This is a genomic window from Yersinia enterocolitica, from assembly GCA_002082245.2.
Classification (GTDB): Bacteria; Pseudomonadota; Gammaproteobacteria; order Enterobacterales; family Enterobacteriaceae; genus Yersinia; species Yersinia enterocolitica_E.
The window spans coordinates 2,706,062-2,728,286 of sequence record NBTC02000002.1; the positions used below are offsets into that span (position 1 = coordinate 2,706,062).

Consider the following 22,225-nt stretch of genomic DNA (forward strand, 5'->3'; position numbering starts at 1 on the left):
ATGAAGGGTTTACCGCACTCAGAGTGCACGGTGGCTTACGCCACTATTGCCCCAACAGTAAGTATCCCCTTCATTTCACTTTGTCAGCATGCTCTATTTTATGAAGATATTCTGGCGGTGATACGCCATCTGCCCTTCATCGGGGGAAAACTTAACCGGTAAACGCAGCTTCCGCCCTTCATATTTAGCGAAATTATCTTCACTGATACTGCTTTTGAGTTTTTTGATCAGAGGGGATAACACCATTTCCAGATGCTCATTAAAGGTGATTAATCCCTGATCAAAGGCCCGGTCGTGCAAGCTTGAAAGGCACAGACCATTACTGGGATTAAGCCGATGTTCAGCGCCGTGACTCCATGGGCGAATATGGCTGGCAACGAGTAATGCAGGTACTTCTAGTTCAGTAATACAGCAACGATTGTCATAGATGTGCAGTACATTTTTACGAAATAATTGCTGACCGACCCTAGCTTTAATAATCGTAGTTCTTTCGCCGCCACTAAAGTCTTTAATACCACTGTCAGCGTTAATACTATTATCAACTTTAATATTACTATCAAATAGTTGGGTAATCGGCTTTTCTAACTCACTCATCGCCTGTTGGCATTGCAATTCAAAAACTTCAGCATTCTCATTCAATTCCAGCCATAAAGCTCGGTCGGCCTTAGAGACACTCGTTAAACCACTGCGGCCTGAGTCAGTAATAAAAGGGTCCAGACTGGCTAAATTGACCAACTTCATCGCGAGTGCCGAAGGGGTTCTGCCAATTAACGCGGCGTAATGAATAATATCGGGATTTCTGGAATGCAATTTGCCAAAGGGAATTTGGCTATACAGTGTAAAAGCAACTAACAATTGATCCCGCGTCCAGTGATTTACCGCCGCCATGCATCGTCACCCAAAATTAGTGAGTCATTTTATTGAATGCGTTAACTATGCCAGGTGTTGTGGGGTATGGGTACCCTATCCTCCCCAATATATCTTCAGCCCTAACTCGGATAACCATACAAAATCTAAATTAACCACAACAATCCATACCCCAAAAATATCCTGTTTTGGGATATTTTTACGCGGATAGGATAATTACTCGAACACATCACATGGAGGATTAAACATTATGGATAAACAAGACTGGCATCCGGCAGATATTATCGCGGGTTTGAAAAAACGCGGTACAACGATGGCGGCACTTTCCCGAGAGTCAGGGCTGGCCTCTTCAACGCTGGCGAATACGCTGTTGCGCCATTGGCCGAAGGGCGAAAACTTGATTGCACAGGTGCTGGAATTACATCCTGCGGAGATCTGGCCTTCACGTTATCTGAAGCCTAAAAAAACGCGAAAAACGTTGCCAATTGCGTAATTAAATCTAGTTGATTCCACTTCTCCATGGAGGATAAACGGAAGTGGAATCACTAACTTTCAGGCCATCATCCTGCTGCGGTCTCGCAGGCAAAGATATTAGTACCCATATTATATGCGGCTTCAAGTACCGGACCAGGGCCACCTAAGTCTGGCAGCAGTAACACGGTTGAACTCATCACCGGTGCACCGCAGAAATTGAAAATACCGTGCTCAATCTGTATTTTCATCGCTTCGGCAAAGCCATGATTGATATAAGTCTTATGCGCGGCCGCACCGATTCCAATGATATGTACTGGCAGATGCGTCAGCTTTTTGATCAACTCCCCCGCGTCATCATAGGCCCAGCCATTGGAAAACACGCGATCAATCCATCCTTTTAACAATGCGGGCATCGACCACCAGTAAATTGGGAACACTAATACCAGCGCATCTGCTCGCTCAATCCTCTGTTGCTCCGCCAGCACATCATCCGCCAGCGAAGCTTGCCGATTAAAAGCAGCAATATCCACTGCGGTAAACCTTGGGTCAAAACCTTCGGTAGCAATATCGGCAATCTCATAAGTGTGTGTAGAATCCGATGCAACCAACCCCGCTGCAATCTGTCGTGCAACACTGTTAGTGAGTGATTCATGAAGCGGATGTGAGGTAACGATAAGTGAATGCATAATCTGACTCCTGATTGCCATTAAAATGCCGTTGGCGTAATCTATATACCATTAGTAAGTTACTGTTGGTAAGTTACCTTTGGTATATAAGCATGTCAACTAGCAAAAAGAATGTATCGTCACGACTTCGCCTATCGCGTGAAGAGCGTTACCACCAATTAATGAATACAGCATGGCAACTGGTGCGGGAAGAAGGCACTGAAGCCCTGACGCTAGGCCGCCTTGCTGAGCGCTCCGGCGTCACTAAACCGGTGGTTTATGACCATTTCGGCACCCGAGCTGGACTTTTTGCCGAACTTTATAAAGAGTTTGATAGCCGCCAAACCACATTGATGGATGCGGCCATTGCGCAATGCGAGCCAACACTCACTGCTATCGCCACTGTGACCGCCTCATCATATATTGACTGTGTCCTGCTTCAGGGGCAGGAAATCTCTGGGGTCATTGCAGCATTAAAAGGCACGCCTGAGCTGGATGAGATGAAACGTGAATATTCTAAGGCGTACATCCACAAATGCCGGAATATACTCGCGCCCTATGCTAAAGGGAATCTGATTTCAGATGCCAGCCTATGGGCATTGCTAGGTGCAGCAGAAGGGTTATCGTGTTCTGCTGCTAGCGGCGAAATCACCGCCTCACAGGCAAAATCTGAGCTATTTGAGTTGATTATGGCGATAGTAGAAAGAAGCATGGGCCAACGCTAGCAACGGCAAAGTATCCTCAAAAAGAATCAGATGGAATAGCAGGCGTAGATTGAAAGTTTACCGAGGCTGTATCAGTAGTTTGAGCGCGAGCAGGTAATGAATGGATTTCCAAATACTCCCCGCACTGCGAGGAGTATTCAGAATACCGTTAAATCGCTTTTTCTGATTCAATACTTTTTTGATTACGACTGACTGCCACTTTGAATAGCCAATATATCAAGCTGGCGGCAACCAGCGAGTTAATGGTTGGAATCCCCCACTCAGTCACCAATCCGATAACACTGCCGACAATACTGGCAATAATGGCAACCCAACCGATAACTGGTGTTTGGGTTTCGTCAGGGAGTTTCCCTTCCAGTCGACTCTTATCCAGAATATTGCGATGAGAGCGCAACACAAAATAGTCCACCAGCATGATGCCGATAATCGGCGGGAATACCACGCCTAGCACCGTAAGGAAATCCACAAACCGATCCAAAATCCCTAACACGGAAAGTGTCGTACCCAGCACGCCGATAACTAACGTGGTTAAGGTGTATTTCAGTTTTTCCCCGGTCAGCCCCTCGACCGCATTGACGATACCGAGGGACGAAGAGTACAGATTAAGGTCATTAACTCTTAATGTTGAGAACACCACCACCAGCAAGCCTGCACCACCCGCGGCCTGAGACATAATAGTCACCACATCAGCCGTTCCGAGCGTTTTAGCAATCAAGATAGCCAGGCCATTGACCACGAACTCCCCGGCCACAATGGTGAAAATCGTCACACCCAACACATGCTTCCCATTTTTGGAATAACGCGTTAGGTCAGGGGTCATCAAGCTTGCCACGATAGCGCCCCCGACAACGATAGTGATACCTGCGCTGATAGACAGAGGATCACCCGGTGGTATCAACTGCATAATTTCATGCAAATTATGCCCGGACAGCGTACTAATAGAGATATAAGCCACCAGCAAAATAAACATCGGAACCGCAATACGTGCGGCGATGCGCAATGCCTTAAAACCAAATGCCACCAAGATAGTCAGCAGGCTACCCGATAAAGCTGCCGCGAATCCGAATCCCAGTTTATTACCCAGCGCGAAATCAAGCGATTTGGCAAAAATAGCGTTTTGTATACCAAACCAACCCAATAAACTCACGGCCACCACAATCCCGATCAGTACTGAGCCTAAGCGACCAAAGCCACACCAGCGAGCCAACAGGCTACCGGAGATCCCTTCACGCATACCGGCCAGCCCAAGACCGTAGGTCACCACACCAAATATTATGCTGCCAATAAGGATTGCGGTGAATGCATCAGTCAGTGTCATGGAGTTACCCAGCACCGCCCCCAGCATAAATTGATCCAGCGCGGTCAGCATACCCATGTGAACGATGGCAACGCTTAAAAATGAAACCCTTTTATCCTGTGGCACGCGGCTTAATGGATAGTCTTCAATTTTGATCACGATAAAGTGCACCCTTGTAGTTCAGATAAACTGGATTCCTTTTGCTACCAGTCGATCCGGAATATAATTATCCAAATGTGCAAATTTGCAGAACTCCTCAAACTGTTGCAACGTGTGGACATCAGATTTTTGATAAATAGTATATATTCTGTTTTCTATTGTTTTAGTGCTGATGTTATATATCTTAGCGATCTCTTTAACAGAAAGTCTTTGCAACATTAAAAATATAACGTCAAGCTCAGCGCGGGTAAAAGTCTTACTATTAATTTCGGTGGTCAGGACGCTTGGTTTTTGTTGGTTTATGTATTTGAGTGGAGATAACGTATTAAGCGGTTTGGCACTCCACATAACACCAATGACTTCTTTTTTATCATTATAAATAGGCAGTTTTTCACTGATAAAGGGGGTCAGAGTATCTTTACCATACCAATAATGTGTTTCTATGACAGTAACCCGATCTTGTGACTCTTCGGTTCTCTTATCATGCTCCATAAACTCGGGAGAAAATTCAGCCCAGTTAGCAGGAAACTCATCGTCCAGCTTCCCCTCTATCTCAAAGTTCAATGGTGTATTGGTATAAAGATAGGCTGCCTTGTTCATATAGATATGGCGGGAATTGAGATCTTTAATGCCCCATGGCTCACTGAGGTGCTCCATCATGGCAATAAGGCCCTTGAAATAAATTTCATTATTTTTATCGGGCAAATCCATTACGACCTCGCCGATTAAAACCGGTTAAATTTCTTTTGCCAGATAGTGCCGAGTATGTTTTTTGGCATATCCACCTAAATCGCCATAGACACGATAGCCTAACTTTTCATAAAAACCTCTGGCCTGGAAATCGAAAGTATCTACATAAGCCATATGACAACCGCGTTTTATGGCTTCTTCTTCTGCTTTTTCCATTAATTGGCGACCATAGCCACTTTTACGATATTCATCACTGACCCAAAGATACTGGACCTCAAGCCCACCCCACCAGGTTCTGGCAACCAATCCTGCTACAATTTTGCCGTTGTCGTTGGTAACCGTTAAGAATAGCGGATGAATGTCTACAGCTTCAGTTTTATTATTGTGAGCCCAAAGACTATCAATGACATACTCTTCGTCTTGTGGGTTTGGCGTATCCGTGACGTTAATATTCATTTTCGTAACATACCTTCCTATATTAATAATTCAAATTGCAATCAAATTAATAAACTCCAACTGATTTTAATATCACTTTTCTTAAAGTGTTACAAGAGTGGTTTTCACCCGTTCCCACAATGGCGTTAAGTGTTTATATTTAATGTGACAGAGCTAAAAAATACCAACTTATCTCGTGAATGTTATCTGTTTGGCCTGCTCTGTCTGCAAATACTGATTTCGCCTCACCAGGGCTTTATCGGGGAAACCTATCAATAACTCACGGCTCCACCTGTAGAGCAAGGCTAACTTGCCAAAGGGGGGCCGCTCATCCTCCCCAAAATCCATAAATTTTATTGCTTAATATGCTCATTTACCGTCTACCTAGTCAAAAACTGGCCGTTCCGTTTTTATTTACCACTCACTATGAGCTTGAGCTCAAGCTTGTCGAGAGATCCCCAACAGTAAGTCTGCACTCAATACCGTGTTTCAGTACCAGTCCAGCATAAATATTTCTGTATTGTCGCAAGTCGGAAGAGTTGACCGCCGACCGACCATCGGATTTACAATCTCTCTTCCATGAGAATAAAGATCAGAGCCATATTAAATAATGAATTAAATGTAATTTAATTTACTTTATTTCTTTTTAACACCATTTATTATTCAATTACCCCTACTTTAATTATCGTACTCTCACTACAAAATACACTATAAGTAACGTTTATATAAACATAATGCGCACACTATTTTTATATTCATATATCCAATATATTGACTAAGAAGATTTTTGCGTCACGCTCATATTATTTTATATTAATAGCTAGTGTATTATTTTCTGTATTATAACCTTCCCTCCCTGCCTGGAGAGCTGTTATATTTACGCGATATTGGACAAGGACTGGAGAACCTACAGCGGGAACCCAGATGGTCGAAGCTGTTAAACGCTATGTCAGTATTAGATATGAATAATTTACTGACATTTAATTTATAGCTCAATTATTTTGCATAATCCAGGATCAATTAGAGCATCACATTTCATAGATTTAAATTATGACTCCAAACATTCAAGTCTGTGCGCTCATCTCAATAAAGTAGTTAACAAATCCAAATAACATCATTTTAAGTCATATTTTCAACATAAAATACTGAACATTCTACTAACTGTAATTTAGTCCAGTAAACCGTCTGAGTTACTATTGAAAAATTAACCACTAAATATTAGGATTAACACCATATATTGTGTCTATATAAAAACAAGATACCATATATGCTACATCAATACTTCTCTTATAAGGATTCAGGCCATGAGTAAAAATACAAAACAAACATCTGGCAATGTAGCTTCCATTGCTGCGAAGACTTTAAATGACCCTAACGCTTCTGCAATCCAGAAAAGCCTTGCTGGTTCTGCTCTCTCCCAACGAGGAACACCAAATCAGACAAGTGGAGAAATGGAACATAAAGCATCGGTTGCACTTGATAACCCAAATTCCTGTGCATTGACAAAGCAGCTAGCAGCCTCTGTATTAGCACAAGCGAATAAAGATCGTAAATAAGTTCCGTCTTAATTAACTACTGGGGCTAACGCCCCTTTTGTCGATGGCTAACCAGCTGACTAATCAGAATTATCCGCCATCGGTGATCTTTACAGGTCATTTTTCTTGGCAAAATCAAACGGCCTAATCATCCGTTCCCGGTTGGCATCTAAATAATCAGCCCCCATTGGATCGCTCAGCTTTATGGATATAAGCCGCACGTACAGAGCTACGTTCTTAATGGCTCATCTACCTCTCTATGCATTCCTTCAACCATAACCATAACGTCGCCATCTGTGGGCTTATAAGCTTTAGCTTCAAGCTCGGCAGTATAAACATTATCGAACCTACATATACACAAGCAGGTTGATGTGGGGTAACTCAGATTGACATCGGTGGACTGAAAAGAGAGAAAGCCCCGTGGGGGCTGGGTTATAGATATACAAAAGACGCTCGTAGACGTCTCTTTACATACTAATGGTGCGAAGGCCGGACTCGTAAAATAAATTCAACTCATTGTAATATAAATTTATTTTTAAACTTTAAAATGTGTCAGACCCCGTTTTTGACCCCTTGAGGGTTTTGGGTCTTTTAAGCACTTACCCCAAAGTTATCATCTGATAGTTACTTCTACCCAACATGTGGCACACTATTCCGGTTTCAGTTAACACTGCAACAGTGAGTTTGGGATGGTTAATCAACTCATTGGGAAAATGACCGCAACCAGTGTCTAAAAAAACATGCATCCCTATAAGTTCAGGATTTTTTAAAGGAGTATGTCCCGAAATAATAAGGTCCACTCCATTAATATCTTTAATTTTTTTTTCGGATATTGTTGTTCTTCCCCATAATATTTTTTTCAATAACTCCTTGTTCAACTTGCTGTGGTTAATAGGCCATGAACTTTCTAAATAATCTGCATGAACTAACCCAACGGAACCATAACACGTTTCGATTGTTGCAGTGATCGTGAACTCTTCTATTATAGCGGTAACAGCTTTATTTTTATCATTCTCATCCAATAGTTCCCACCACCCCCCCCCATTCTTCCCCCATATATCTCTAATGTACTTATTATCAATTGAAGATATAAGCATCTCCTCATGATTACCCAAGACAGGAATAAACCATTCATTTTGAGAGAGCATTAGACATTCAAATGATTCATCCCCTCTATCAATTAAATCACCTACCGAAAAAATTCTGTCTTTACTTTTATCAAAGTTTATTTTTTTCAAAATCTCGATAAATAAATCATAGTTACCATGAAGATCTCCCATAAAATAATCGACACCATTACTATTCTTCTTATAGATCCGATGAGCTTCTATATTTTTTAACATATCCATTTTTATCCCATCAAATTGATAGTGGTGCATTAGCCTATATAATATTATACTATCATACACTAAGATGTATCGAGTGAAGATAAACGATGAAAAACATAATAAAAATAGATAGATACTTAAAGAAAAACGTTCTCCAAAGCCACCCATTTCTTACAGAAGATGCTTTGGTGGCTAGTTTTTCATCATTATTAAGATCCAGTAAAAAAAATGTACACCTGTCCCACGAGTTTAACTGTGGCTTCGGAATAGCCGATATTGTTATCTATAAAAAACTCGACAAGCATGAAGCAACTGATTTAGGAAAAATATCTTCAGATTGGGCATTTACACTAAAATGTCTCCCACTTAGGAAAAAATTTAGCATTGAAAATGTAAGTGAACTATCAGGCGCATCGTTAAATTCAGCAAGAAAAGCAATAAAAGAATTTATTGCTGCTGGATTCTGTGAAAGAACTGAAGATAATTATTTTATAAAAGTAAAAAAACCGACTCCAATTTGTAATTCTATTATTGCTATTGAAGCTAAGTTAAAAGATTGGAAACGTGCTCTTTGGCAAGCAAGTCGTTATAAAATTTTCTCTAATCAATCTTGGGTTGTACTTGATAAACATAATGCAAATCCGGCTATATCTAATATCAAAGAATTTGAAAAATACAATATAGGGTTAGCTACCGTTACAGTCGATGGTTTATATGAGGAAATATTTACACCGTCACCAGAAGATTACAAATCAGAATTGGCCTTTTGGAAAGCCAATTCTCTACTTGCTAAAGAATATTTAGAGAGAAATCCTATTTGAAAATGATTTTATAGCATTTAACCACGGTAGCAGGTGAGAAGAACTGCCATTTTTTTCTAGCTTCCTATAATTCTCTATCTTTTCATAATTTTCAAAAGCCTCATCAATCCACCGAACAATAACCTCTCTCCTTTCTACTATACTTGCTTCTGATAATCTATTAATTTGATTATTAAAGTTAATGAAATAATCTTTATATAACAAAGGACTTTGAAATGTAATTGTTTTAGTTGCTTCAAATGCATTTCGAGAATATGAAGTTTCACAATATAATTTTTTCCATAACTCTGGAGCTTCTTTAGCAAGTAATGTAGCTTCTTCAAAATTAATCCAATTTAGTAATTTTGGCATATAAATTCTGGGTTTAGGCCCTCTTCTTTCTTCATCTGAAACTATAAACTTATCGAGAGAAAATATCCTTGTATTCTCAAATGCACCAATAGTAAGGGTTACCTCACCACACAATGTATACAAAATAGATTCAGTATTTGTATAACCTATAATAACATCAAGATCTGCTTGTGCAGTCGTATGTAATGCATCCATATACTCTACCAAAAAGCTCTCATCTGTTATTTGTTTTGAATTCCTATCATGCTGACATATAAAATAAACACCACTTATTTCTGGATGACTAGTTACCCAATTTAGTATATTATTCTTATATTCTCCAACATTAAGCATTCCTGCGGTGATCGGGACAGACAAATATATTTTTTTCGTTTTATGAATATTATGTTGTCGGATATAGCTTAAGAATGGTGAAACAAAAGACTCATTTTGTTGCTCTATAAATTGAGGGTGCATCTGCTCATAAAATCTTGCAGGTATAATTACACCTTCAAAATTATTTCTCAACTGAAAATCAACACACCTCTTAGCCGATTCACTTGCTACAGATGAGAAATCAACAGTATTAAAACCTTGTTCGCCTAATATAGTATTAGGGAAGAAATCATAGGATTGAAATTTCTTTTTCTGAGAACTTGGTAAATAGAACTGAGGATCAAAATACGATGTGACTTTTAATATCGGTTCAGATTTTTCTATATTAGTGCAAGTCTCATGGACCGGACTATATATTAGACCTGACCCAATACCATCATTGCGAAATGACTCTTTATTCCAGACTGAATTATGTCCCATTTGATGTAAAATATTTAAAGACATTGCCTTGCCTCCTCTAAGTCATTTAAAAGTAAATCGACCGTCCTATATCTTCGATAGGGTTCTTTACTCATCATCTTTGAAATTATTTTTGAAAAACCATCTGAGATATCCTTTTTCGTTAAGCAAACAGGATTAAACGTACAAACACGATCTAATACATCATCAACATAATTATCCTCACCATCATGTATAAATGGATTTTTGCCGCTAAGCATTTCATAACAAATTATACCTAAAGAAAATAAATCTGTTTTGAAAGAGATATTCTGTTTATCATTTGTAGCTTGTTCAGGACTGGCATAATATGGAGTGCAAGGACCAAATGAATAAAAACTTTGAGTATTACCTGCTACTCCCTGTTGTCTCATAATTCCTAGATCGATAATAACTATTTCTCCATTAGTCCTAATCAAGATATTATCAGGTTTAAGATCTCGATGAACTAGTTTTTGAGGGTGATCCCATAAACACCTCAAAGCATTAATGGTTTGAGTAAGAAAATCAATTACTTTAACTTCTGTTGCATACTCATTTATTATTTCAGAAAGTACCCTAGACTCAACTTTCTCTTCGATACTGATCATCCTGACAGGATTGAGTGGTTCTTCAGTAAAAGGGTCAACGGTAATAACTTCATCAAAGAATAGTTTTGGAAAATTATTAGACTTCAAAGATTTAAGTACTTCGATTTCCTTCTGTATATATGATATTGAGGCTCTTGAAGTCGCCTCACTTATTTTAACAACGACCTCCCCCCAACTTTCACAACCTTCAGGTTCAATTTCATCCCTTTCAGGGAAACTACCGAAATAAACAACACGCTGGCCAGAAGCTTTTGCAACCGTAGTAACACAAAAATTAGGATAAATTTGTTTTAAAAATTCTCTGAGCGCAAAGGTGTCACTTAGCATTTTTTCTCCTTAAAAAACCAGCCACAACCATAACAAAAGAGATTTTTCCTATTGTATATATAAACTATCATTCAGCTGTCTACTTTAGAAGTAAAAACTTAAGCACATCTTATAACTTTGACTTGCGTTACCCTTTATACATTTATCATCAAATAGCTCATCACCTGAAAAATCATAATGTCGTATTGATTATTTAATATTCCCAGATAACGAAAGATAAGTGGATAACTGAGAGTATATAAAAAAATCAATAAGTAAGGTTGATCTGTTATGTTAGAAATAACACTATTAATCTATGATTTTACGCCACAATAAGAAGCCTCAAGGACAACTAACCCAAGCACTTCCCCCTATTTGTGAACGTCTAGAATGCTGGCATCCAAGTTGAGATAAAACAAACCTACAAACATTCAGCGTATTGTGCAGTTTTTTTGATTTCCAATTGGTTGGGGATCTTTCATATTTTTGGTGAAGGTTTCTTGAATGTCCTAATGGTTCAAATCCTGCACACTTGAATTTATCTTTGTAGTTATCAAAAACTCCACAAACCCATTATACCGAATCAGTTACGTATCCTTTAGCGGATACTGGGATAAGGTAGTGTCAAGAGTAATGTTGGCTGAATACCAGCTTATGAAGAAAGTAGCTGACTGTGTATTATATTTTGCCTGGCTCGTTACCACCCTACGGCTCAATTAGCACCAAGCCCAGTTGATCAGCCTCTTCTTCTATCACGTCCATAACCTTTTCTGACTCAAGCACCCGCTCAGATTCAATATCAACCTCAAGTTGTTCTGACCTTACTCTGTCGCCAAAAAGCATCAAAGCGGTGTCACCATGCTGTTTAGAAGACCATTGCATGCCCTGTGCAGCGGGATAAGCCTGATGTATTGCTACAGAATATTCACGGGTGAACACATATTGATCCGCCGATGAATCCAAAATATCGGCCCTTTTCACACCCATTTTTCGCAATGTCTTTGGATTGAGATCAACAAGATGAAGATCTTCACTGGGTTTCACTGCGGAATGCACCAATCCCTCTAATTTTCCCAAATCATATGGTACACCGGCAGAATCAAGGGGAATGTCATGCAAGATAGTTTCCATTACTGCAACACCGATACTCACTCCACCGTACAAAGTGGGTACACCATTACCCATAGGGCTAAATCGTGCATTTCCTTTGCCTGGATTGAACTGAGTAGCGGTAAACTCCGCCGAATGTATCCGGTAGATAGGCTTCCCAGCAATCCAGGTGGTGAAGTTCACCTGCAAATTAGCCTTAGGTACAGGTACTTTTCTGACAACATTATCCTTGTCGTCTGGATCAACCATGAGTCCCTCCCTCTGCTTCAGCCTGTGCTGCTAGCAAAACTTGCTTTGGCATAGTTGCCAGCACATCTTTTGGCTTTTTCCCACCTAACCAACTGTTTTCAGAGCCAAACCAGATAGCCAATCCCCAAGGGGTTTTCTTTTCACCTAACAGGGATATCACTTGTTTAACCACTGGGATAGGGCGGAACCCTTCATCTAATGCGTATTCAGGGTATTTGTCTTTTCCATTAAGCTGAAGTGCAAAAATCCGGCCAGCAGACTTCCAGCGGTTCGGCCCTGCACTGGGATTGGTATTTTTGAAACTTGCCTTTTCTGACAATTCACTCGCTGTCAGCCATACGGAATCTGCAAGTATCCTGGCATTAAGCTGTTCACGGCGCTGAGCGTTACGCGCTGCGCGAGCCTGCTTATCTGCCCCATCAACAGCCTCGTTAACCGACTTAGCCGCCGGTGGGAGGTTTGCCGCTTTACTCTTTTTCGCTACCGGAGCAACTTCAAGCATAGAGGCCAGCACTGCGTTCATTGCCGCACTCATCGCCACCTCTATTGTTTTATTAAAGTCTGATCGACGGCCTTTAACATTCCCCAAATCAATGACCAAATACTCGGAATCAGCATGCGTATTGAAGTTATGCAGTTCGTTACCACTCAGCGTCTTGATTTCATAAGGGAATTCTTTACGCCGCACGGTGTTCACTCTATTCGGCATCACTCACCTCGTCACATAAATGGATATATCGGTTATATCCATTATATACCGTGTGAGTGATTTGTCACCAGACTTGATTGGAATGTAGATTCTTGGGTATGAATATATGTTGTGATATGTCACGTCAGATATCTGATGAAAGCCGCTTTATCTACAGATATTGGTAGTGCTTTCGTCCCGTTGCATCTTCAACGTAAATCCAATCCGGAGTTTGACCCTATCTAGTTTAAATATCTGATTGAATTCCATTGCTATTTTTTACTAAATAAATTGAGAGGAGTAATCTCATATTACTCCCTCACTAAAATCGTCAATAATTATCTTGCCAATATACCAAGTGAATTAAGCAATGGAGTGTCCAGTGTGTCAGATGCTGGCAGGCTATAATCCATACGATAAGAACTCAAAGCGCTTCTCGTAGAAAGCCCCATTACCCCGTCTATATTTCCGTCGTAGTAGCCCTTATCGAATAAGGCGAACTGAACACGCATGATCAACCTGCGTCTTTTCTCAGGGTCCGATGTAATACTGCCAACAGAGGAGTTTGCATTATTCGTTGAGGTTGTCCTTGTTTTACTCGTTTCTGAATCTGAACTTAACGACCTGACAGATGATGAACCAGAACTGGATGTTCCAGTCGAAGGATAAGAGTTACGAGTGGGAGTAGTAGTCTCATAAGTCTTTGGATAATATGGTGTGCTATACCCACCGCCAGAAGAAGAACGATGGGAACTGTGACTACGATGAGAACTATGGCTTCGATGGCCCGCAATATAAAATGGTATATCTATATTTAAAGGAGCCAGAACCAAATTATCTTCGTTTAGCATTAGCCCTGAGAGATCATTTGATCCTGTGACCCCCTCACTTGCCCAAACTGAATTATTCAGTGCTAAAAAGCCAGGAAGTAACGCGGCAAAATTAAATTTCTTCATAAAATCGGTTCCGGAGATTGATGAAAACGCCCTTTTGATGAACTAAAATAACCAGCACAAACTGGTTTTTTGCTACAACTACCGCATTCCTCTGGATAAAAGTTCTTCCAATCGGAAATAGATTGAGTCGATATGTCCCATAACTCCTCAGGGAGATGACATAATGGATAGTTGAAAATTGATACTGGAATTCCTGCTCTATAAGCTGTATCAACTGCTGCTGATAACGAAATAGCACATTCCTTATGTCCAACAAAAATATCAGCCCAGTTTTTTCTCGCCCAACCAATCGATTCTAAGCCCATAAGAGATATTTGACTAATATTGGAAAATACTCGGCTAACATATTCAACAATTAGGGGTAACTCTTGATAATTGATATTAGTAGGTATGATTCTTAATTCAATATTGATTCCAGAATTTCCAGCATTTATCAGACCACGAACCGTCTCACTAAATGCCCCACGGCTTCCAACTAATTCATCATGAACTCTATGGCGGGAAGAATATAAAGGAATACCAAAAGTTATTTTCAGTTTGTCGCTTCGCTGCTTTATCTTTGCCACAAAACTTGCATCAGAAAACCGCCGACCATTAGTCAAAACATGCAATGATGTTTCAGGGGAGTTTTCAATAATGAAATCTAAAAATGATAGGAAATCCTCACCATAAAGAAGTGGCTCTCCCCCACTCACGCCAACAATACCATCCAAATTGAATGATGCTATCGCCAAAGCTGATTGAGTCAGCAACCAATCATCATTAATATTTTTGGGCGGCTGAGAGCAAAATAGACATAAATTGTTGCACCTCTCAGTGACCAGTACCGTATTATGATTTGCCCTACGGGACAGTATTACCCGCAGCATGTTACCATTATTCACGACGCCAATATCACCATCTTCTATTGAAGCGGTAAGGCTCTTACTGGCAAGAGTACCTGAATAATATTGAGGCATTGTTTTTTCTGGACTGTCAGCACCTACAAATAAATTAGGTAGAAAAAATTGTGGGTTTACCGGCTTCGATTTACATAACCGATAAAAACCTATCGGTATCACTACTTTACTACTAAAATGGAAAATATCGTTTCTCAGTACCTCAGACATAAGCCCACCTTTTTAATAACCTAGCTGCAGCCCCATTCTCAGCAAGGGTATCCATCAGAAAACGAAACATCCCTTTATGGTACTGACAAAATATAGAGCGACTTCTATCCCCCACTGGTTCGCCCTGAACACTGATGTTCTGGCAAGGATCAGCGCCACAGAAAGGTTGGTAAGCACAAGTATCACATCCAGGTAATGCGAAATTAAATGATGAAGCTAAGGTATTGCGATAGTAGTCACTTTTTGAAAATGACGGACTTCCAAAATCACCCGCGCTGAAATCAACCTCATTATTAACTTTTTGCAGCATACGACTTTCGTCGCTGCCATATATTCGTCCATCGTAGTTAAACAGAATACAATTAAGGACAACCCCACTGGGTGATTTTAAATCTGCATAACCACTAAACCCTGGATTAAAGACGCGTTTTAAATGGATAGCAGCTGAATGTTCAACAACTGGAATTCCATTTTCATTATGTTTGACGATTTCATTAATTAAGGAAGAATAAAATTCGAAATACTCATCCATTGAAAACGCAAATTTTTCTCTATGAGCGAAACCATATGGGCTTACTGGCCTGACAAACAGATCTTTGAGTCCAAGAGACAAATGAGCATCGATGATAGAGGTCGGATTTTTAATAAGCTCTTTTGTGACGGTAGTCACAGTTGAAACTTTTTGGCGTCCTAACTCATTCTTGATAGATAGAATCCCACCCATCGCTTTCAAGTAAGCGTTATTATCAGCAAGAATTCTATTCTTATTATGAATGACTTCCTCTCCATCTAATGAGACCGAGAATAATATATTTTTGTTTTTCACCCATTTAATCACAGATGCATCCAGCAAAGACAAGCTGGTTGCAATAACCATTTCTACATTTTCTATCCCTAAAGCCAGAACACACTGCTCATAAATCTCTTTAACGAGGTCAAAACGCAATAAGGGTTCACCCCCTTGGACTTCTATCTTGTACGGAGGTGAAGATAGTTTTTTAATGGCATTTACTATGTGGGGAATCTGAGTAGGATCCAAATCATATCCCCTTGCTCCGACTGCAGCCCGACTAACTTGGCAATACTTACAGGTATGGTCGCATCTTAAGGTGGGAACAATCATAAAAATTGGATTTACTGCCAGATCACTCATGAGACGTTTAGCAAAACCTGAGCTCAGCGCTGATGCGGCAAAAAGTTCTTCTTTATCATCACATATGAAAAGTTTGCTCTCTAATTCCTCATCCTGACTCTGGTTCCCTGTCATGGAATTATTGGCTAAATGAGAGAATTCATCTTCTGAGATAAAATGATGGAAGCCAGCCAGATTGCTGATGAAAAATGAGCCGTCACTTAGCCTTTCAAAGTTAAATGGCATCATTCTCATTTTGTTAGTCTCGCATCTATACTTTTCAATACGTTATCAATAATAGAAGTTCTGATCCTATACGTCTGAGCATGAAGTTTTTCTCTCAATGAGTAATCATTCAATAGCCGCTCAAACTCAAACTGAATCTCATCGCTAAAAGTATCGAAAGTTATCAACCAATAATCATCATTTTGATCGAGCTTCCAGCGACAAAAGGATGACATCCAGTAAAGGCTGTTTCTTACGATCCATTCTGAACTATCTGTTTTTATTATTTTTTTATGCCACATAACAACCCCATAAAGGCGACTTGAAAACTTTGCTCATAGATATCGGTTGCAGAATTAAACCAATATAATTAACCATCAGATTAATGAGCGGAGATAGGTCATCATACTGATGGAAGATCACAAAACAGATAAATGACTAATTATTTACTTAAGAAACTATTTTCAACGACTTTACGTTTATAGATAATTAATACTTATTCAGGCCGCAGGAAAATAAATAAGTGAATATTTTTCATATTGTTATAACTTCAATTTCGCTATATTTTATATACTTACTCAATGAAAAACCATACTTTAAGAAAGGATATTACAAAATTATATAATTTGTAAGTTTTTTAGTGAGTCTATTGCAGCCAAGTACATAGATGTGATTTCAATCCTTCAAGTTTAGATATGTTAATATGATTAAAGTCTATCTAACTAATTGTTATAAAAGAATTAGGTATCAAATCGTTCTGAATACGCTTAAAACCCGTTGATTTAGTAGTACCAGTAAGATGACCATAATGATCTGGGGCGCAGAACGATTATGTTACCTCCCCTGGCACTCTAACTAGAATTACTCACCCCTTCACAGCCCTTTCATTACTCTTCCTTATTACATGTCCCAATAACTTGCAGCTATCTCATTCTTGCCGTAATTTCCCTCATGTAAATTCGCTGTCAACGACAGCACCCAATGTTTCCAGTATCGGGATTGATACTAATGACCTGAGAGAAACGCCTTCGGGTGGTCATAAACCCAAAGTCATACGGAATGGAGTGTGGTCTGAGACTGACGCTTTCGAGCGACCACAAAATAGCTACCGTGACCTGAAAAGTAGCGCTATATGAGCGGTAAACCCCTTGAACCTTTGAAAACGGGTATCACCTCATTTGGTGATGAAGGTATACTTATCACTGACGAAATGGCTAATAAAGAGCATTTCCTGACCAACCAGTATTGTCTGTCACGGATACTGCTATTGGTTATCAACCAAGCGAATAACTCTCCTCAGTAGAGCAACGGCCTTCTAAGCCGTAGGTCTGCCGGTGATGGTATTGTTATTGGCACGCTTAACGCAAGATGCATCACTGCATCAAAAAACTCCTTATGCCTCAATTTCTGGTGCGTGCTAAACGTTGCTGGCTGCGATCTGCTATGCCGCATGGCATCTGCTGGCGCTGACCTTGCGGCGTGTGGCTCGTGGCGTCACTTTTACAAGTGAAAGTGACGCCACGGCACGAACCCACCTCAGCCGTTGAGATAAGCGACTTCACTCAACACGTCATGCATCTGACACCGCCTCAACACGTCAGACTGACCACTTTTACCGGATAGTTGAACTGATACCGAGGCAGGCCCACAGCCTGAGGGGATGACCTGCAATAGCAGGAGGCTGCACTGAGTGCATCACCTATACCCCGCAATACCTCAACTGCTGCCCGCTCTGGCGCACAGGTATCGTTCAAGGCAGATAACCTGCCATTCCCCATGCGCCAGAGAAATGCAGCTCGTTGATATTGTTTGGGAGAAGTTCGCTATGAGTCAGTTAAGCCGTGAGATGAAAATGCTGGCAAAACAAGCAGGCGGCAGCCATAAAACCGTTCATGACCGTATTCGGATTATGGACAGGTTTAGCCGCCATTTGTTGGCCCTTAATATTCAGGTGCGTGATGTTAAACACCTAAAAGCAAAGCATGTTGAAAGTTATATTGCTGACCGTGTTTCACAGGGGATCGCTATTCGTTCCCTTCATAACGAAATGGCAGCATTGCGCACCGTTTTCCGACTCGCTGGCCGGGATAAAATGGTCATATCAGAACGCTTGACCAACAAAGCGTTGGGATTAGGGGGAGCCAGCCGCGCAGGCAGCAAATTCGCTATCCCCGAGCAAGTCTATCAAGCCGCCTTGCACACCGCCCAACAGCAAGACAAAGGATTGGCCTGCGCCCTGCAACTGGCCCGCTTGCTGGGGTTACGCTCACAAGAAGCAGTACAATGCGCCAACTCACTGAAAACGTGGCAAAAGCAGCTTAAACATAACCATTCTAAATTAACCGTGGTGTTTGGCACCAAAGGAGGCCGTTCACGCGAAACCCGAGTTCTGGATCGTGAAGCAGTCAAACTGGCCGTCAAAGAAGCACAACGGGTTGCAGAAACACGCGGCGGCAAACTGATTGATAAGCCTGACCTAAAAACCGCCATGAATTTCTGGCGCTCCCATACCACCCGCCTGGGGCTGACCGGGCATTACTCCCCCCACAGTCTCCGCTATGCCTGGGCGCAAGAGGCTATCAGTTATTACCTCACCGCTGGGTTTACCCGCATTGAAGCCAGAGCATTAACCTCAATGGATCTGGGCCATGGTGATGGCCGTGGCCGCTATGTTGAACGCGTTTATACCCGCAAGGAGGCGTAACCATGCCTGATATTAAATTGATTCGCTTACCCCACGTAATACAGAAAACCGGCCTTAAAAAATCATGGATATATTTCCTGATGAAGCAAGGTGACTTCCCTCAGTCAGTGAAGCTTGGCTCTCGTTCTGTCGCGTGGGTAGAAAATGAAATCAATAGCTGGATTCGTGAAAGAATCAATCAACGCGAGGAGGGTCGGGAATAATGATTTTTTATTTTTTTCTGGCGGGCGCTTTGCAGTATAATCTTGGAGCTGCGGCAAAATCCGTAGCCGGAATTGGCGTTCCGAATCCCCTTACGGTATCCAAATACACACACAGAGTGTACTTGGGTAATGTTCGTGCACACCTGTTGTCTATGGTAGTCCGGGCAAGGCTTTCGAAAGGAAGGCCGGGATCCGTTAGGGCCGGTACGCCAACCTTGTTCGGGCTACCACCCAATGGGCTTGGCGTCTCTGGGGGTAGCTTAAAAAACACCCTAACGGAGGCGGCCCAATGGCTACTACCCTTCACTGTCTGTACCCGCAATACGTTCGTACCCATCCGGGGGTGCACGATGCTGTATGACCCCACACCACTTACCTCGGCTGAACTCACCGACCATTGCTGTGCACTGGCTTATGCCATCATCGAACTGAATAACCCTCTCGCCAAAGAATTGCTCATGTTTATGCTGTGGGAACGGCTGAATATGTTAAGCGAAGAGCTGGAAATAGAGGGGCTGGCAGATGAGTAAATTCATTTCTGATATTACCCACCAATCGCGCCATCGCTGGCCGTCTATTCTTACCGCACTGGACATCCCTGTTCTTCCCGGCGGAAAACACGGCCCTTGCCCGCTCTGCGGAGGTAAAGACCGTTTCCGTTTTGATGATAAAAAAGGACGAGGGACGTGGTTCTGCAACTATTGCGGCCATGGCGATGGTCTGGATCTGGTCACTCTGGTACGGCAATGTGATTTAATTCAGGCCGCCAGAGAAATTTCCTGCTTAACCGACTTAACCCCAACAGCACCCGCCAAAGAAAGAACTGAACCGCCCTCTCACGCCGACATCACACAAAAAGTTGCCGCCCTGCTGGCGACCTGTACGCAGGGAACCAGTGATTACCTGTTGCATAAGGGCCTTGCGCAGCGGGGATTTTTAATGCCCGCCAACAGCGCTAAAAATATTGGCGGGGTGCATTTTAATGTTGGCAGCATGGTGCTGCCACTGGTGGACCTGAGTGGCAACACTACCGGTGCGCTGTTAATCAATCGCCGGGGAGAAAAGCGCTTACTGCCCGGCTCAAGGATTAAATCTTCATTTATCCCCATCACCAATCATGCCCTGTCACAAACAATCATCATTACTGAAGGTTTTGCCACCGGTCTGGTCATATCACGATTTGTCGCCGTCACGGTGGTGGCCGCCATCTCGGCCAATAATCTGACCCATGTTGCCGTAGCACTGCGAGAACGTTATCCCAATGCGCAGATTATTCTCGCGGCAGATAATGACGTAACCGACTCAGACCACAATCCCGGCAAACAACAGGCGGAACACGCCGCACTCGCGGTCAATGGGCTGGTGACCCTGCCCCCCACCGGCGATAAGGCTGACTGGGATGATTATCGCCAACAGGTCGGAACGGACACCGCCCGTATCGAGTTTTTCCGCCAACTCTACAATCCCAAGGAATGGATATGAAAATGCCGCTCACTTTGATTGACAATGAACCGGTGCAATTCGCCACCAACCTGCCGTTGCGCAAAGGTTCAGACGGTTATAACACCCCGCAGGATTACAATATCAAGGGCCATTTGCCGAGCAATACGCTAGCCAGTATTTATGGCCCCAGCGGCTCATATAAATCCTTTCTGGCTGTCTCATGGGCCTGCCATATTGCCACCGGCAAGCCGTGGGCCTCGCGTCGTGTGACCCAAGGCTCGGTGGTCTATATCGTTGGCGAAGGCGGCATTGGCGTACCACGCCGTATCCGTGCATGGGAAATGGAGTTTAACGGTGGCACACCGATTGAATCGCTATACCGCATCGACTGCCCGGTATTTCCCGCCAGCCCGGAGAGCGTCGAACAGGTGATTAAAGCCGCTCAGGACGTCACCGAACAAACCGGCTCACCGGTGCGCCTGATTGTGCTGGATACGCTGGCCCGTTGCTTTGGTGGCTCCGACGAGAACGCCGCCAAAGATATGGGCGCGTTTATTCAGGGCTGCGATTTTATCAAGGCAGAAACTGGCGCAACAGTGCTGGTTATCCATCATTCCGGCAAAGATTTGGATAAAGGCGCGCGCGGCTCCAGCGCCTTCCGCGCGGCATTGGATGTCGAATTCAATGTACGTCGTGAGGGCGACGGCGGCGCACTGGTGCTGAGTTGCACCAAAATGAAGGATTCAGAAGAGCCCGCCACACGGGCCTATGACCTCTCGCCGCTCAATCTGTATATCGATAATGATGGCGAAGAAGTTAACTCATTGGTGCTATGTGATAAAGGGCGTGAAATCTTCGATGAAGGCTCACCCTATGAGGCCGAACTGGCGGGTATTCAGCGCCTGACGGCCAATCATATCGCGCTGTGGCAATCTATCCGCTCCCGTACCGCCAGTGGCGAGGCCTGTACAAAATCGCTGGTGAGAGATGATATGCGCGGTATGGGTTTTGATGTTGCGAAGAAATTTACCCGCTGGCTCGACAAGCTGGAAATTGATGGGCTGATTCATATTGATGGCGAGAATATCTGCCCTAATTCATTAAGCAATACAGCAAGCAACTAACTGGGGGATAAAGTGGGAACCGAGTGGGGGAACCGCGAATTTTTAACAAACTTAGTCTCGAATCCCCCACTTCCCAGTTATCTATACACACTAAATGGGGGAAAGAGAGCAAACCCACGCCATGACTGGGCTGAGAGTACAGAGCAAAAATCAGGTGGGGGAAGAAGTGGGAGTCAGTTAAGTGGGGGAAATGTGGGGGATCTTGGATTGTTAATAAATCCAACCC

Annotated in this window: 24 protein-coding genes and 2 pseudogenes; 10 read left to right on the forward strand and 16 right to left on the reverse strand. The window is 42.3% G+C overall.

The window, feature by feature from the left end:
• Positions 1–93: 93 nt before the first annotated feature.
• Positions 94–888, reverse strand: a complete 795-nt coding sequence (locus tag A6J66_013795) for an HNH endonuclease (protein ID PNM25161.1) — start codon at positions 886–888, stop codon at positions 94–96.
• Positions 889–1,117: 229 nt separating this feature from the next.
• Between A6J66_013795 and A6J66_013800 the strand changes: the two genes are divergently transcribed.
• On the forward strand, positions 1,118–1,360 hold the full coding sequence (locus A6J66_013800; GenBank protein ID PNM25162.1) for a transcriptional regulator: 243 nt from the start codon (positions 1,118–1,120) through the stop codon (positions 1,358–1,360).
• A 67-nt stretch (positions 1,361–1,427) separates the two neighbouring features.
• On the opposite strand, the gene A6J66_013805 is transcribed toward A6J66_013800, so the two are convergent.
• The gene (locus A6J66_013805) at positions 1,428–2,027 is read right to left on the reverse strand and encodes a flavodoxin family protein (GenBank protein PNM25163.1); all 600 of its coding nucleotides are present in this window, start codon (positions 2,025–2,027) and stop codon (positions 1,428–1,430) included.
• Positions 2,028–2,119: 92 nt separating this feature from the next.
• Between A6J66_013805 and A6J66_013810 the strand changes: the two genes are divergently transcribed.
• Positions 2,120–2,731: a TetR/AcrR family transcriptional regulator gene (locus tag A6J66_013810; protein ID PNM25164.1), complete on the forward strand. Its 612-nt coding sequence runs from the start codon at positions 2,120–2,122 to the stop codon at positions 2,729–2,731.
• Between the two features lie 148 nt (positions 2,732–2,879).
• On the opposite strand, the gene A6J66_013815 is transcribed toward A6J66_013810, so the two are convergent.
• From A6J66_013815 to A6J66_013825, 3 genes are read right to left on the reverse strand one after another with little or no spacing between them, the layout of a single operon-like run.
• Positions 2,880–4,187 (reverse strand): cytosine permease, encoded by a 1,308-nt coding sequence (locus A6J66_013815; protein PNM27014.1) that lies wholly within the window; start codon positions 4,185–4,187, stop codon positions 2,880–2,882.
• A 21-nt stretch (positions 4,188–4,208) separates the two neighbouring features.
• The gene (locus A6J66_013820; protein PNM25165.1) at positions 4,209–4,898 is read right to left on the reverse strand and encodes a helix-turn-helix transcriptional regulator; all 690 of its coding nucleotides are present in this window, start codon (positions 4,896–4,898) and stop codon (positions 4,209–4,211) included.
• A 24-nt stretch (positions 4,899–4,922) separates the two neighbouring features.
• Complete coding sequence (locus A6J66_013825; protein PNM25166.1) at positions 4,923–5,333, reverse strand: N-acetyltransferase; 411 nt, start codon at positions 5,331–5,333, stop codon at positions 4,923–4,925.
• Positions 5,334–6,616: 1,283 nt separating this feature from the next.
• Here A6J66_013825 and A6J66_013830 point away from each other — a divergent pair.
• A complete protein-coding gene (locus A6J66_013830) occupies positions 6,617–6,868 on the forward strand; it encodes a hypothetical protein (GenBank protein PNM25167.1) in 252 nt (83 codons plus the stop codon).
• An 89-nt stretch (positions 6,869–6,957) separates the two neighbouring features.
• On the opposite strand, the pseudogene A6J66_013835 reads toward A6J66_013830, so the two are convergent.
• Both A6J66_013835 and A6J66_013840 read right to left on the reverse strand, forming a co-directional pair.
• Positions 6,958–7,126, reverse strand: a pseudogene (locus tag A6J66_013835) (integrase).
• Between the two features lie 320 nt (positions 7,127–7,446).
• On the reverse strand, positions 7,447–8,343 hold the full coding sequence (locus A6J66_013840) for a hypothetical protein (protein PNM25168.1): 897 nt from the start codon (positions 8,341–8,343) through the stop codon (positions 7,447–7,449).
• Between A6J66_013840 and A6J66_013845 the strand changes: the two genes are divergently transcribed.
• Positions 8,283–8,996 (forward strand): hypothetical protein, encoded by a 714-nt coding sequence (locus A6J66_013845; protein ID PNM25169.1) that lies wholly within the window; start codon positions 8,283–8,285, stop codon positions 8,994–8,996. The two genes, A6J66_013840 and A6J66_013845, sit on opposite strands and share 61 nt — an antisense overlap.
• On the opposite strand, the gene A6J66_013850 is transcribed toward A6J66_013845, so the two are convergent.
• The 8 genes from A6J66_013850 to hxsD all read right to left on the reverse strand — a co-directional run bounded on the left by A6J66_013850 (position 8,976) and on the right by hxsD (position 16,827).
• Positions 8,976–10,166 carry a hypothetical protein gene (locus A6J66_013850; protein ID PNM25170.1) on the reverse strand — a complete coding sequence of 397 codons (1,191 nt, stop codon included), beginning with the start codon at positions 10,164–10,166 and terminating at the stop codon, positions 8,976–8,978. The two genes, A6J66_013845 and A6J66_013850, sit on opposite strands and share 21 nt — an antisense overlap.
• Entirely contained in the window at positions 10,157–11,077 is a 921-nt protein-coding gene (locus A6J66_013855; protein PNM25171.1) for a serine/threonine protein kinase, read from the reverse strand. Before A6J66_013855 ends, A6J66_013850 begins: the two co-directional genes overlap by 10 nt.
• A gap of 684 nt (positions 11,078–11,761) precedes the next feature.
• On the reverse strand, positions 11,762–12,415 hold the full coding sequence (locus A6J66_013860; GenBank protein PNM25172.1) for an RES domain-containing protein: 654 nt from the start codon (positions 12,413–12,415) through the stop codon (positions 11,762–11,764).
• Positions 12,408–13,124, reverse strand: coding sequence for an integrase (locus A6J66_013865; protein PNM25173.1), 717 nt, complete (start codon positions 13,122–13,124; stop codon positions 12,408–12,410). Before A6J66_013865 ends, A6J66_013860 begins: the two co-directional genes overlap by 8 nt.
• Before the next feature lie 317 nt (positions 13,125–13,441).
• Positions 13,442–14,059, reverse strand: coding sequence for a His-Xaa-Ser repeat protein HxsA (hxsA, locus tag A6J66_013870; GenBank protein ID PNM25174.1), 618 nt, complete (start codon positions 14,057–14,059; stop codon positions 13,442–13,444).
• Positions 14,056–15,168 (reverse strand): His-Xaa-Ser system radical SAM maturase HxsC, encoded by a 1,113-nt coding sequence (gene hxsC, locus A6J66_013875; GenBank protein PNM25175.1) that lies wholly within the window; start codon positions 15,166–15,168, stop codon positions 14,056–14,058. Before hxsC ends, hxsA begins: the two co-directional genes overlap by 4 nt.
• Complete coding sequence (gene hxsB / locus A6J66_013880; GenBank protein PNM25176.1) at positions 15,161–16,555, reverse strand: His-Xaa-Ser system radical SAM maturase HxsB; 1,395 nt, start codon at positions 16,553–16,555, stop codon at positions 15,161–15,163. Before hxsB ends, hxsC begins: the two co-directional genes overlap by 8 nt.
• Positions 16,552–16,827: a His-Xaa-Ser system protein HxsD gene (gene hxsD / locus A6J66_013885; protein ID PNM25177.1), complete on the reverse strand. Its 276-nt coding sequence runs from the start codon at positions 16,825–16,827 to the stop codon at positions 16,552–16,554. The genes hxsB and hxsD overlap by 4 nt, the downstream gene beginning before the upstream one ends.
• 1,177 nt (positions 16,828–18,004) lie before the next feature.
• Between hxsD and A6J66_013890 the strand changes: the two are divergent.
• From A6J66_013890 to A6J66_013915, 6 genes and pseudogenes are all read left to right on the forward strand, one after another.
• Positions 18,005–18,328: pseudogene (locus A6J66_013890) on the forward strand (hypothetical protein).
• A 22-nt stretch (positions 18,329–18,350) separates the two neighbouring features.
• Positions 18,351–19,229: a DNA-binding protein gene (locus A6J66_013895; protein ID PNM27015.1), complete on the forward strand. Its 879-nt coding sequence runs from the start codon at positions 18,351–18,353 to the stop codon at positions 19,227–19,229.
• Positions 19,230–19,231: 2 nt separating this feature from the next.
• On the forward strand, positions 19,232–19,432 hold the full coding sequence (locus A6J66_013900; protein ID PNM25178.1) for an AlpA family transcriptional regulator: 201 nt from the start codon (positions 19,232–19,234) through the stop codon (positions 19,430–19,432).
• Positions 19,432–19,962 (forward strand): hypothetical protein, encoded by a 531-nt coding sequence (locus A6J66_013905; GenBank protein ID PNM25179.1) that lies wholly within the window; start codon positions 19,432–19,434, stop codon positions 19,960–19,962. The genes A6J66_013900 and A6J66_013905 overlap by 1 nt, the downstream gene beginning before the upstream one ends.
• Complete coding sequence (locus tag A6J66_013910; protein ID PNM25180.1) at positions 19,955–20,914, forward strand: DNA primase; 960 nt, start codon at positions 19,955–19,957, stop codon at positions 20,912–20,914. The genes A6J66_013905 and A6J66_013910 overlap by 8 nt, the downstream gene beginning before the upstream one ends.
• Positions 20,911–21,999 (forward strand): transcriptional regulator, encoded by a 1,089-nt coding sequence (locus A6J66_013915; GenBank protein PNM25181.1) that lies wholly within the window; start codon positions 20,911–20,913, stop codon positions 21,997–21,999. The genes A6J66_013910 and A6J66_013915 overlap by 4 nt, the downstream gene beginning before the upstream one ends.
• On the opposite strand, the gene A6J66_013920 is transcribed toward A6J66_013915, so the two are convergent.
• The gene (locus tag A6J66_013920) at positions 21,968–22,222 is read right to left on the reverse strand and encodes a hypothetical protein (protein ID PNM25182.1); all 255 of its coding nucleotides are present in this window, start codon (positions 22,220–22,222) and stop codon (positions 21,968–21,970) included. The two genes, A6J66_013915 and A6J66_013920, sit on opposite strands and share 32 nt — an antisense overlap.
• Positions 22,223–22,225 lie beyond the last annotated feature (3 nt).

Excerpts from the sequence above, each read along its gene's own strand:
- A6J66_013795 (PNM25161.1), bottom strand. The coding sequence starts at position 888 with ATGGCGGCGGTAAATCACTGGACGCGGGATCAATTGTTAGTTGCTTTT.
- A6J66_013800 (PNM25162.1), top strand. The coding sequence starts at position 1,118 with ATGGATAAACAAGACTGGCATCCGGCAGATATTATCGCGGGTTTGAAA.
- A6J66_013805 (PNM25163.1), bottom strand. The coding sequence starts at position 2,027 with ATGCATTCACTTATCGTTACCTCACATCCGCTTCATGAATCACTCACT.
- A6J66_013810 (PNM25164.1), top strand. The coding sequence starts at position 2,120 with ATGTCAACTAGCAAAAAGAATGTATCGTCACGACTTCGCCTATCGCGT.
- A6J66_013820 (PNM25165.1), bottom strand. The coding sequence starts at position 4,898 with ATGGATTTGCCCGATAAAAATAATGAAATTTATTTCAAGGGCCTTATT.
- A6J66_013825 (PNM25166.1), bottom strand. The coding sequence starts at position 5,333 with ATGAATATTAACGTCACGGATACGCCAAACCCACAAGACGAAGAGTAT.
- A6J66_013830 (PNM25167.1), top strand. The coding sequence starts at position 6,617 with ATGAGTAAAAATACAAAACAAACATCTGGCAATGTAGCTTCCATTGCT.
- A6J66_013845 (PNM25169.1), top strand. The coding sequence starts at position 8,283 with ATGAAAAACATAATAAAAATAGATAGATACTTAAAGAAAAACGTTCTC.
- A6J66_013840 (PNM25168.1), bottom strand. The coding sequence starts at position 8,343 with ATGGGTGGCTTTGGAGAACGTTTTTCTTTAAGTATCTATCTATTTTTA.
- A6J66_013850 (PNM25170.1), bottom strand. The coding sequence starts at position 10,166 with ATGTCTTTAAATATTTTACATCAAATGGGACATAATTCAGTCTGGAAT.
- A6J66_013855 (PNM25171.1), bottom strand. The coding sequence starts at position 11,077 with ATGCTAAGTGACACCTTTGCGCTCAGAGAATTTTTAAAACAAATTTAT.
- A6J66_013860 (PNM25172.1), bottom strand. The coding sequence starts at position 12,415 with ATGGTTGATCCAGACGACAAGGATAATGTTGTCAGAAAAGTACCTGTA.
- A6J66_013865 (PNM25173.1), bottom strand. The coding sequence starts at position 13,124 with ATGCCGAATAGAGTGAACACCGTGCGGCGTAAAGAATTCCCTTATGAA.
- hxsA (PNM25174.1), bottom strand. The coding sequence starts at position 14,059 with ATGAAGAAATTTAATTTTGCCGCGTTACTTCCTGGCTTTTTAGCACTG.
- hxsC (PNM25175.1), bottom strand. The coding sequence starts at position 15,168 with ATGTCTGAGGTACTGAGAAACGATATTTTCCATTTTAGTAGTAAAGTA.
- hxsB (PNM25176.1), bottom strand. The coding sequence starts at position 16,555 with ATGAGAATGATGCCATTTAACTTTGAAAGGCTAAGTGACGGCTCATTT.
- hxsD (PNM25177.1), bottom strand. The coding sequence starts at position 16,827 with ATGTGGCATAAAAAAATAATAAAAACAGATAGTTCAGAATGGATCGTA.
- A6J66_013895 (PNM27015.1), top strand. The coding sequence starts at position 18,351 with ATGAGTCAGTTAAGCCGTGAGATGAAAATGCTGGCAAAACAAGCAGGC.
- A6J66_013900 (PNM25178.1), top strand. The coding sequence starts at position 19,232 with ATGCCTGATATTAAATTGATTCGCTTACCCCACGTAATACAGAAAACC.
- A6J66_013905 (PNM25179.1), top strand. The coding sequence starts at position 19,432 with ATGATTTTTTATTTTTTTCTGGCGGGCGCTTTGCAGTATAATCTTGGA.
- A6J66_013910 (PNM25180.1), top strand. The coding sequence starts at position 19,955 with ATGAGTAAATTCATTTCTGATATTACCCACCAATCGCGCCATCGCTGG.
- A6J66_013915 (PNM25181.1), top strand. The coding sequence starts at position 20,911 with ATGAAAATGCCGCTCACTTTGATTGACAATGAACCGGTGCAATTCGCC.